The following is a 10,815-nucleotide window of genomic DNA, read 5'->3' on the forward strand; positions in this document are numbered from 1 at the left end:
TGCAGGCTCACGCATGTTCATGCAATCCGGTAGGCATGTCGGCCTGGCCTTCCAGGCGCAGGACGACCAGGACCGTGTCGTCGGTGACGCCGACGGGCGGCACCAGCTCGGCCAGGAGGGCGTCGGCGAGCGCGGAGGGATCGGCGGCACGGTGCCGGGCGAGGGCGTCGGCGAGGCGGCCCAGGCCGGTGTCGATGTCCTCGCGACGGCGCTCGACGAGTCCGTCGGTGTAGAGCACGAGGACGGAGCCGTCGGTGAAGGCCGTACGAACCTGGGGCCGCGGCGCGTGCTCGGGGCGCGCCCCGAGCGGCGGATCGGTGGCCCGGTCGAGGAAGACGACGGTGCCGTCGGGGTCGCAGAGCGCGGGCGGGAGGTGGCCCGCGCTGCTGTACGTGAGGGTGCGGCTGTGCCAGTCGATGAAGACCGAGACGGCGGTGGTGGACTCGGCGCCGGCGACGGAGCGGGCGTAGAGGCCGAGGACCTCCAGGGCCTGCGCGGGGCCGTCGGAGACGAGCGAGGCGGCCGACAGGGCGCTGCGCAGCTGTCCCATGACGCCGGCCGCGGCCAGTCCGTGGCCGACGACGTCCCCGACGGCGACGGCGGTGCAGCTGGGGGCGTCGACGAGGTCGTACCAGTCCCCGCACACGTTCAGGGACGCGGCGGCGGGGCGGTAGCGCACGGCCGCCTGGTGGTGGGCCAGCGGGCTGGGGGCGGGGAGCATCGACTCCTGGAGGTGGAGTGCCACCTCCCGTTCTCGGGCGTGGGCCTGGCGCAGCCGCTCGTTGAGCTCCTGGAGCTCCCGCGCCCGGCCGTAGAGCTCGGACTCCAGCACCCGGGTGGCGTCCTCGCCGCTGCGGGCGCCCCGGGCCCGGATCAGCTCGGTGACCTCCTCCACCCGGTGCAGCAGCAGCGCCACGCTGCCGTCGGGGGCGAGGACGGGGACGTTGACCGGGCTCCAGTACCGCTCCTGCCACGCCCCGGGGCGTTCGGGGTCCTGCACGTCGTAGCGCTGCAGGGCCATCGCGTCACGCTCGCCGGTGGCCACGACCCGCTCCAGTGAGGCGCGCGTGTTGCGCATGCCCGAGGCGTCCGGGTCGTTGGGGTTGTCGGGGAAGGCGTCGAAGATGTAGCGGCCGATGAGCTGCTCACGAGCGCGCCCGGCCACGGCCAGGTACGCCGCGTTGACGTCCAGGAAGACGAGACCAGGGGTCAGCAGCGCGGCCGCGCCCGGCAGCGCGTGGAACACCGCCCGGTAGTCGATCCCGGATCCGTTCACGATCCACCTGTCCGTGTGCATACGTCCCGGTCGTGAGGTTTCTCCCACGATAGGCGCGGCAGCGCGGAACGGCCCCGCCGGCCAGGCGGGACTTTGACGACACGGCCTAGCATCTGGGGCCATGGCGAGGAGCGGGCAGATCGGCGGCGGGGCGGGCGGGGGGTGGCGCGCCTCCGTGGTGGAGTACCGGCGCGGGGCCGGGCGGCCGGCGTACGGCGCGTCGCGCGCCGCCGGGCAGCCCCTGGCCCAGCGGGACGGGCTGAGCGTACTGGGCGGGCCCGGGGAGGTCCGCTGCGTCGACTCCTCCGGCCGCGTGCTGTGGACCGCCGCCTGTGCCGGGGTCCCGAACGCCGCCCACGTCTCCGGGGGCCGGGTCCTGGTCACCACGGACTCCTTCGACTACACCCCGTGGGGGCACCTCGGTCCGGCGCTGCTGCTGGACCTGGCGGACGGCGCGCCGATCGCCGAGCTGCGCGGTGCGAGCGGTGCGGTGCTGAGCGGCGGCCGGTTCTTCCTCGGCCTGGAGGGCTACGACGTCTTCGACACCTGGGAGTACGACCGTGACGGCGCCCTGGTGGACTCCTGGCGCAGCTACGGTCATTACGTCACCGGTACCGGCATCCGCGTCGTCGAGACCGACCGCAGCCTGCCCACCCGCAGCCGGGTGGTGCGTTTGCTGCCCGGGGGCGCCGTCGAGCGCGGGCCGTCGCTCACCGACCCGCTGTGCCCCGAGCCCGTGGTGCTGGCGGACGGCACCATCCTGGTCCTCGACGCCGGGGTGCTGCGTGCCGTCGACCGCCGGCTGGGGGACGCCGTCCTCGCCGAGCTGCTTCCCGTGGACCCGGACCGGGCCCGGCGGTACCGCGGCGGGCTGCGCCGCAGCGGCGACAGGCTCACCGTGACCCTCGCGGAAGAAGACCGCGACCGGCCCGGCAAGCACGTCCTGCACACCTGGACCCTCGCCCTCCGGCCCGGGCCGGCGACCGTGTGATCATGTCCATCGGCACAACAGCACCTCATGGGGGGACCATGCGCACCCGCACCACCACCGCCACGACAGGACTCGTCACCGCGCTCGCGGTGGTGCTCGCCCTGGCGGGCTGCAGTAACGCCCCGGACAAGGGCCGGCCGGCGGCGGGACCCACGGCGTCGGCGCCCGCGCCGGCCGCGCCGGGTGGCGGCTCCGGGTTCGAGGGCCCGCGCCCGCAGGACCAGAACCTGCTGGCATGGACCGGCGACCCCAACGACGCCGGCCACGTCACCGCCCAGTCCACCGCCGGGGTCGCCGGCCGGATCACGCTGGTGCGGATCGTCCTGCGCGAGCAGATCACCTGGTCGAACATCTGGCTGGGGCTTGCCGGGCTGGACCCGAACGCCCAGCTGGCCAACTGCTACCTCGGCGTGTACGACGCCAAGGGCACGCTCGTCGCGTCGACCGCCGACATCTCGCCCCAGCTGATGACCGACGCCATCGCCAAGCCGCTGCCCCTCGCCAAGCCCTTCACGGCCGCCCCCGGTACGTACTTCATCGCCCTGCTCCTCAACGGCAACTGGGCCACCAACGCCCTCACCCTGAAGTCCACGGGCGCCGGCATCTCCGTCAACGCCGGGCTGACCCCGCCGAACCTGCGCTACAGCAGCATCCTGACCGGCCAGTCCTCGCTGCCCGCCACCGTCAACCTCGGCGAGCAGTCCACGGCCACCATCAACACGGGCTGGGCCAGCCAGTGGTACGCCGTCTCCTGAATCCCGCGAGCCCCGACCGGCAGCCCGGCAGGTCCCCTCGGACGGCATACGCCGGTGCGACCACCGGCCCGGCCGTGCGCCGGTGGCGCCGCAGGGCCTCCGGTACGGTCGGCCTCGCCTGACCGGCTGGCCGGCCTCGCCTGACCGGCCGGTCGGCGGAGTGGCCGGCCGGGTGTCAGGCGTCGGCCCCTACGGCGCTGACGCGGATCTTGGACTGGCCGTGGCCGAGTTCCTCCCAGTCCTCCATGAAGCGGGCGGCCAGGCCGTACCGGGCGGCGAGGTCGACGAGGGTCTGCGTCCGGTAGTAGAAGTCCTCGCGCAGGACATGGTGTTCGGTGCCGGTGGTGCGGTCGAAGGTGAAGTCGAAGTGGCCTCCCGGCGCCAGGACGCGGCCGACGTGGGCGAGACATTCGTCGATCACCTCGATCGGCGAGTGCGAGAACACGCTGTGGGCGTGGACCACGTCGAAGTAGGCGTCGGGCAGGAAGTCCAGCGTCAGGTTCCTGGTGAGCGTCAGGTGCGGAACCTTGGCCTGGAGTCCCCGCTCGGTCAGCGTCCGCTTGGCGGCGATGAGGATGTCGGGCGAGATGTCGATGCCGTAGTAGTGGCCCGCGTCGAGGTAGTCGATGAAGCGCCAGCCGGCGCGCAGGTTGCCGCACCCGATGTCCAGCATCCGGGCGTCGGGCTTCAGGCCGTGGTCGAGCAGGTAGTCGAACTGCATCTTCCCGAGGGCGAGCCAGCGTTCGTGGGTCCGGCTGCCGACGGCTGCCTCCGGGTTGCGGCGCGTGTCCGAGGCCATCACCGCCCGGTAGTAGCTCACGTGGTCGGGGTGCTTGAAGGCCAGCCACCGGTCGCGCGCGGCGCGCTTGAGGTACGGGGCGATGCGGTTCGGGCGGCTCGCCGCGTAGCGGACCTTGTGGAGGAGGGAATCCCGGTTGGCGGCGAGGTTCTTCCTGGTGGCCATGAGCACTCCGTCTTCGTCGCGAGGCGAAATCCCGGTGCGGCAGACGGGGTCCGACGCCACCCGGAAGGATCTTCGGCACCCACCGTGCGTCGGTCACGGACATGTGCAAACCACTTGGGTGTGATGAGCGGACGAAGCCGCTCCGGGCGCGCAACGGCCGGCTCGCGGCGAGTCGTTGCGGGAGAGTTGCGGGAGAGGGGACGACCGACGTACTGGATCGCGGGTTTGTGGTGTTATGCCCCAGATTGCCACTCACCCGGCCCCTGACCCGCGCAACGCGCCCCAGGGAGCGGCGCGACTGCTGCGGCGACGGCACACGGACGCGGCAGGGCCGGGGGCTCCCGGGCACGCCGAGTGGGCGATGCTCGGGGCAGGCGGCTGCGGGGCCGCTGCCGTCCACGTGGATTCGGCCGCCCGTACTCTTTCGACGTGCCGGCCCCCGGCGACCTCCTGGCGGAACTCACCCGGCGCACCGTCCGGGGCCGGACGGGCGGCCTGGAGTAAGTGGTGGACGGTCGGCTCGAGCGCTCGGTCGGCCGGCAGGGCTTCCACCGCGTGAGGCCCAAGTCCGCCGACGAGTCGGCGGAGCCCCTGGACAACGCCCGGGGCCGGCGGGGGCGCGGGTCAGCCGGCAATGGTGGGGCGGTCTTCGAGCAGGAGGCGGGTGCGGAAGAGGTCGAGGACCGTGTCGAGGGCCTCGCGGGTGGGACGGCCCGGTTCGTCGACGAGGTGCTCCGTGAGCACGGAGTGCGGCGGCAGGGCGCTGTCCGGGTTCGCGTCGCCGTCGTCCAGTTCGACGGCGACGAAGGCGTCGCCCAGTTCGCGCCGCAGGTACGCGAACCGGTCGGCCGGGACCAGGCGGTCCCCGCGAAAGCGCAGGCCCAGCACCTGGAGGCCCTCGCGCTCGCAGCGTCCGCGGACCACGGCGAGGTCATCGGGGCTGATGTCGATGGCGGCGGCGCGGCCGGGAGTGAGGGCCAGCGGAAGCGACGGCTGGGCGAGGACCGGGGCGACCAAGCGTTCGTCCGTGGCCATGGCCAGGGCGAACCCGCCGGTCAGGCACATGCCGACGGCGCCCACACCGGGGCCGCCGCACCGCTCGTGTTCGGCGGCGGCCAGGGCGCGCAGCCACTGCACCACGCGCGAACTGCGGCCCGTGGCCAGCAGGGTGAACTCCCGGCTGACGCACACCCGCCACATGGTCGACGCCATGTAGCGGCCGCTGCTCGCCCAGCCGACGGCGCGGGGATCCGGGTCGCGGCCTGGTTCGCCGAAGAGCACCGGGAGCACGGCGCTGCAGCCGGCGGCGGCCACCCGCTCGGCGAACTCGATGACCTTCGGGGTGATGCCCGGGATCTCCGCCATGACGATCACCGCGGGGCCCGTGCCCGCGCGCAGCACGCGGCGGGTCGCGCCGTCGTGGGTGAAGGAACCCTCGGTGAATCCGGTCAGGTCGTGGTTCGCCACGTGCCCGGCCCTTTCCGTCGACGCTTCTGGACCGCGCTCAAGTTACCGGCAGGTATGGCCTGGTGGTCAACCCTCGCGGGCAGTGCGGTCGCCCGCCGTCCGGCGGAGGGGCTTCAGCCCACCTGGATGCCGATCACGCAGGTGTCGTCGTCCGTGTCCGACCGGCTCCCGGCGAGCAGGCGGTCGAGCCGCGCGTCGAGGTCCCCGGCTCCGGCGGCGGCCGCGTTCACGAGATGGCGAAGCGAGTCCTGGACGGAGGAGTCCCGCCGCTCCACCAGTCCGTCCGTGAACATCAGCAGGGTGTCGTCCGGTTCGAGCTGCACCTCCCTCTCGCCGTACGTGACGTCGGAAAGGGCGCCGAGGAGCAGGCCCTCGATGAGCGGGAAGGCCTCGGCCCGGCCACCGCGGACGAGTACGGGCGGCAGGTGGCCGGCGCGCGCCCAGCGCAGCACCCTCGTCTTCGGGTCGAAGACGCCGCAGACGGCGGTGGCGGTCACGTGCTTGGCCAGGTTGTGGGTGACCGTGTTGAGCCAGGACAGCAGTTGGCCCGGGCCCGCGCCGGTGACGGCCAGGCCGCGCAGGGCGTTGCGCAGCACGACCATGCCGGTGGCCGCCTCGATGCCGTGGCCGGCGACGTCACCCACGGACAGCATGATGAGACCGGAGGGCAGGACCACGGTGTCGTACCAGTCGCCGCCGACGAGCGACTCGGTCTCGGCCGGCCGGTAGCGGACGGCGACCCGCAAGCCCGGGGCCTCGATGGCCGGCGGTGTGGGCGGCATGATGGCGTGCTGGAGCTGGAGGGCGAGCCGGTTGCGTTCGGCGGACTCGGCCTCGGTGTGGGCGAGCTGGTCCCTGGTCGCGGCCAGCGCCACCTCGGTCCAGTGCTGGGCGGAGATGTCCTGGTAGGCGCCGCGTACGGCGTGCAGTCGCCGGTCCGCGTCGAGGACGGGCTCGGCGACCACACGGATGTGGCGGGTGATTCCGTCGGGGCGTTGGAGGCGGAAATTGACGGATGAGGGTCGGCGGTGGTGGAGCAGTGCCCGCAGGAAGCGGCCGAGGGCGGCGGAGTCGTCCGGATGGGCGTGGCCGGGCAGGTCCCGCAGCCGTACCGGGTTCGCGGTGGCCGGGAGGCCGTGCAGGGCGTAGAGCTGGGCGTTCCAGGTGGTCTCGCCGGTGGCGAGGTTCTCCTCGAAGCCGCCGATGCGGCCCAGGCGCTGGGCGTGCTGGAGGAGGTTGGCCAGCCGGGCCGTCTCGTCCTCGATCCGCCAGATCAGCAGGACGGCGGCGCCGTGGCGGCTGACGCTGATGTCCGCGACCGAGGTGAGGGGGATCTGGTCGACCAGCGCGGTCAGGCTCATCCGTTCGGCGCGGAACGGCTCGCCCGTCGCGTGGACGCGCTCGACGATGTCGAACAGCCCGTTCTCGGCGGCGGCCATCGGGTAGGCCTCCAGCAGCAGCGCGCCGTTGACGTCGCCGCGCGGCCGTCCCACCGGGTCGACGAAGCGGCTGCCGGCGTGCCGGATCCGGAAGTCGGTGAGGCGGCCGTCGGGGTCGAGGACCGGAGTGAGCACCACGGCCGGGTCCTGCAGTCCCTCGGCGAGGTCGATGAGTTCCGCGACGTCCGGGAGGACCGCGTCGGCGGCCGTGGGGTCGCTCGGCGGGGAGGCGTCCATGGTGCGGGCGCACAGCTCGGCGAGGGCCTCGACCTGGCGCTCGATCTGCGGCGGCTGTGGCGCCAGGGGCCCGGGCCAGCAGATTTCGAGGACGCCGTGGATCCGTCCGCCCGTCCCGGTCGGTACGGCCATGCGTCCGCCGTCGGGCCACTGGACGTGGCCGATCGAGGGCAGGCCGGCGCGTTTGAGCCGGGCGAGGGTCACCAGCCGGCGCTCGCGGAGGGCGAGGCCGGCGACGGTGGAGACGCCGGGGGGTACGTGGCGCCAGCGGACTGCCTCGCGGGGCGGGAACCCGGCGTGGCCGGCGAGGGTCAGCGAGCCGTCGGGCACGGCGGTCCACACGGCGACGGCGACGGCCCCCAGCGGCCCCAGGGCATTGGTCAGGAGGGACTCGGCCACGGCCTGGGTGTCGGAGGCCGCGGCCAACATGCCGCTCTCGGCGGTGCGCAGCCGGACCGACACCGTGGAGTGCTCGGCGGGGTCGTCGGCACAGCCGGTGCTGCCGGCGTTCGCCACGAAGGCCGCGGCGATCTCGCTGACGTGGTCGCGGGACGCCTGGTTGACGATGTCGGCCGCGAGTTCGAGGCGGGACGTGCCGCTCTCCCGGCACAGCACGTCGAGCTGGCGTGCCGCCGCGGCCGGCGTGCAGTTCAGCTGCCCGATGAGAATGCCCTTGGCCAGTTCGACGAGGGCCCGGCCGTCGGCGGTGGCCTGCGCCTCCAGCACCTCCCGGCGCAGCCGTTCGACGGTCGCGACGAGGCGCCCCAACGGGGTCGGGGACTGGTGCGGGATGGCACGGGCGTTCTGCTCCGTGAACGGCGCCGACGGCGGGTGGACGGCGCCGCTGCGTGTGGTGTCCCCGGTCATCGCGTGAGCCAGTGCCGGACGCGGGCGATGAGGTCGTCGGCGTCCACCGGTTTGGTCACGTAGTCGCTGGCGCCGGCGGCGAGGCTCTTCTCGCGGTCCCCCGGCATCGCCTTGGCGGTGACCGCGATGATGGGCAGGGCCTCGTACGCCGGCATCCGCCGGATCTCGGCGGTGGCCGCGTAGCCGTCCAGTTCCGGCATCATCACGTCCATCAGGATCAGGTCGACGTCGGCGTTGCCGGTGAGGGCGTCGATGCCCTTGCGGCCGTCCTCGGCGTGGAGCACCCGCATGCCGTGCAGTTCCAGGACCCCGCTGAGGGCGAAGAGGTTGCGTGCGTCGTCGTCGACGACGAGGACGGTGCGTCCGGCCAGGTCGCCGTCGGGCACGTGGGCGTCCTGCTGCCGGGCGTCCGGGTGTACGAGCGGCAGCACGTCCCCGGGCTGTTCGGCCGACAGGTGGAGGGCGATGCGTTCGCGCAGTTCGTCCAGGCTGGACAGCAGTTCCACCCGGCGTGACGCGGCCCGCTCCCGCAGTGCCTCCCGGCCGGTGCGGACGCGGGGGTTGTTGTGGGCGAGGACGGGGAGCGAGGAGAGGGCCGGATCGCCGTCGAGCGCGTCGAGGAAGCGCAGTGCTTCCCCGTCGGGCATGTCCAGTTCCAGCACGACGCAGTGGAAGGCGTCGGACGCCAGGGCGGCGGCCGCCTCCCGCGCGCTCGTGGCGTTGACGACCTGGATGCCGCCGCGCTCCCCCGGCGCGTGGGGGTGGGGGGTGAAGTCCCGGTCGGCGCTCTCGGCGACGAGGGAGAGCAGGCCGTTGGGCCGTTCCTCGATCACCAGCAGGCGGCGGCTGCGCCGCTGTGCGGGCAGCGCCGGCGTGTCCCGGCGGTCCGCTTGGCCCGTCGCGGACGTGCCCTCGGGAGAGGTCGTCACGGCCTCGTCGGCGTCCGGGGCGTCCTCGTAGTCCGCGCGGCTGACCGGCAGGTAGAGGGTGAAGGTGCTGCCCTGGCCCGGGGTGCTCTCCGCGGTGACGGCCCCGCCGAGGAGCTGGGCGATCTCGCGGCTGATGGAGAGGCCGAGGCCGGTGCCGCCGTACTTGCGGCTGGTGGTGCCGTCGGCCTGCTGGAAGGCTCCGAAGACGGACTCCAGCTGCTGCTCGGGAATGCCGATGCCGGTGTCCCGTACCCGGAAGGCCAGCATGGGCTGCCCGCGCCGGGAGATCCCGGCGGGGGTCTCGGGGGCCGTCGCCGGTTCGATGCGCAGCTCGACGCCGCCGCGCTCGGTGAACTTGACGGCGTTGGACAGCAGGTTGCGCAGGATCTGGCGCAGCCGGGAGTCGTCGGTGAGCAGGTCGTCGGGGGCGTCGGGGGCGGTGGTGACGGTGAAGTCGAGGCTCTTCTGGGTGGTCATCGGCCGGAAGGTGGCGTCGACGTACTCGAGCAGCTGGGGCAGGTGGACCCGCTCGGGGTTGATGTCCATCTTGCCCGCTTCGACCTTCGAGAGGTCGAGGATGTCGTTGATCAGCTGGAGCAGGTCGGAGCCGGCCGAGTGGATGATGCCCGCGTACTCCACCTGCTTGGGCGACAGGTTGCGGGTGGGGTTCTGCGCGAGCAGCTGGGCCAGGATCAGGAGGCTGTTGAGCGGGGTGCGCAGCTCGTGGCTCATGTTCGCCAGGAACTCCGACTTGTACTTGGAGGCCAGCGACAGCTGCTGGGCGCGGGCCTCCAGCTCCTGCCGGGCCTGTTCGATCTCCAGGTTCTTGGCCTCGATGTCGCTGTTCTGGCTGGCGAGGAGGGCGGCCTTCTCCTCCAGTTCGGCGTTGGAGCGCTGAAGTTCCTCCTGCTGGACCTGGAGTTCCTCCGAGCGGGCCTGGAGTTCGCCGGTCAGCCGCTGGGACTCGCCGAGGAGCTCGTCGGTCCGGGCGTTGGCGACGATCGTGTTGACGTTGGTGCCGATGGTCTCCATCAGCTGGGCGAGGAAGTCCCGGTGGACGGGGGTGAAGGCGCTGAAGGAGGCGATTTCGATGACGCCGAGCACCTGGTCGTCGACGACGATCGGCAGGATGATCAGGCTGCCCGGGGTGGTGTGGCCGAGCCCCGAGGAGATGATGTAGTCGCCGGGGACCCGGTCGGTGGCGATGATGCGGCGGCTGCGGGCCGCCTGTCCGACGAGGGACTCCCCGAGGGCGAACCTCGTCCCCTCCTCGGCGTGAGCGGGACGGCCGTAGGAGCCGACGAGGGTGAGCACGGTTCCGCCGGGGGTGTCCTCGGCGAGGTAAAAGGCGCCGTACTGGGCGGCGACCAGCGGCGTCAGTTCGTCCATGACGAGTTCGGCGACCGCCGCGAGGTCGCGGTGGCCCTGCATCAGGCCGGAGATGCGGGCGAGGTTGGACTTGAGCCAGTCCTGCTCCTGGTTGGCGCGGGTGCTCTCGCGCAGCGAGCCGACCATGGAGTTGATGTTGTCCTTGAGTTCGGCGACCTCTCCGGAGGCGTCGACCGTGATCGAGCGGGTCAGGTCGCCCTCGGCGACCGCGCTGGCGACCTCGGCGATGGCCCGGACCTGCCGGGTGAGGTTCCCGGCCAGCTCGTTGACGTTCTCGGTGAGCCGCTTCCAGGTGCCGGAGACGCCTTCGACCTCGGCCTGGCCGCCCAGCCGGCCCTCGCTGCCGACCTCACGGGCGACGCGGGTGACCTCGGCGGCGAAGGAGGAGAGCTGGTCGACCATCGTATTGATGGTGGTCTTCAACTCCAGGATCTCCCCGCGCGCGTCCACGTCGATCTTCTTGGAGAGGTCCCCGTTGGCGACGGCGGTCGTGACGAGGGC

At 72.9% G+C, this 10,815-nt stretch carries 7 protein-coding genes; 2 read left to right on the top strand and 5 right to left on the bottom strand.

Annotation, left to right across the window (positions count from 1 at the left end):
• Positions 1–7: 7 nt before the first annotated feature.
• On the bottom strand, positions 8–1,297 hold the full coding sequence (locus ACZ3X1_RS28355; protein WP_467281435.1) for a PP2C family protein-serine/threonine phosphatase: 1,290 nt from the start codon (positions 1,295–1,297) through the stop codon (positions 8–10).
• Positions 1,298–1,397: 100 nt separating this feature from the next.
• Between ACZ3X1_RS28355 and ACZ3X1_RS28360 the strand changes: the two genes are divergently transcribed.
• Complete coding sequence (locus ACZ3X1_RS28360) at positions 1,398–2,267, top strand: hypothetical protein (RefSeq protein ID WP_390078283.1); 870 nt, start codon at positions 1,398–1,400, stop codon at positions 2,265–2,267.
• Positions 2,268–2,305: 38 nt separating this feature from the next.
• The gene (locus tag ACZ3X1_RS28365) at positions 2,306–3,022 is read left to right on the top strand and encodes a hypothetical protein (RefSeq protein WP_467281436.1); all 717 of its coding nucleotides are present in this window, start codon (positions 2,306–2,308) and stop codon (positions 3,020–3,022) included.
• A gap of 175 nt (positions 3,023–3,197) precedes the next feature.
• Here ACZ3X1_RS28365 and ACZ3X1_RS28370 read toward each other — a convergent pair whose 3' ends face one another.
• From ACZ3X1_RS28370 to ACZ3X1_RS28385, 4 genes are all read right to left on the bottom strand, one after another.
• Positions 3,198–3,986 carry a class I SAM-dependent methyltransferase gene (locus tag ACZ3X1_RS28370; protein WP_467281437.1) on the bottom strand — a complete coding sequence of 263 codons (789 nt, stop codon included), beginning with the start codon at positions 3,984–3,986 and terminating at the stop codon, positions 3,198–3,200.
• 624 nt (positions 3,987–4,610) lie between these two features.
• A complete protein-coding gene (locus ACZ3X1_RS28375) occupies positions 4,611–5,453 on the bottom strand; it encodes a dienelactone hydrolase family protein (protein ID WP_390078288.1) in 843 nt (280 codons plus the stop codon).
• 113 nt (positions 5,454–5,566) lie between these two features.
• Entirely contained in the window at positions 5,567–7,996 is a 2,430-nt protein-coding gene (locus tag ACZ3X1_RS28380; protein WP_467281438.1) for a GAF domain-containing SpoIIE family protein phosphatase, read from the bottom strand.
• Positions 7,993–10,815, bottom strand: a 2,823-nt coding sequence (locus ACZ3X1_RS28385) for a response regulator (protein ID WP_467281439.1), incomplete at its 5' end; no start/stop codon positions are given. The genes ACZ3X1_RS28380 and ACZ3X1_RS28385, both read right to left, overlap by 4 nt.

The organism is Streptomyces sp. NPDC023541, assembly GCF_055559995.1.

Coding starts and splice junctions, on each gene's coding strand:
- ACZ3X1_RS28355 (WP_467281435.1), bottom strand. CDS start 1,297: ATGCACACGGACAGGTGGATCGTGAACGGATCCGGGATCGACTACCGG.
- ACZ3X1_RS28365 (WP_467281436.1), top strand. CDS start 2,306: ATGCGCACCCGCACCACCACCGCCACGACAGGACTCGTCACCGCGCTC.
- ACZ3X1_RS28370 (WP_467281437.1), bottom strand. CDS start 3,986: ATGGCCACCAGGAAGAACCTCGCCGCCAACCGGGATTCCCTCCTCCAC.
- ACZ3X1_RS28380 (WP_467281438.1), bottom strand. CDS start 7,996: ATGACCGGGGACACCACACGCAGCGGCGCCGTCCACCCGCCGTCGGCG.
- ACZ3X1_RS28360 (WP_390078283.1), top strand. CDS start 1,398: ATGGCGAGGAGCGGGCAGATCGGCGGCGGGGCGGGCGGGGGGTGGCGC.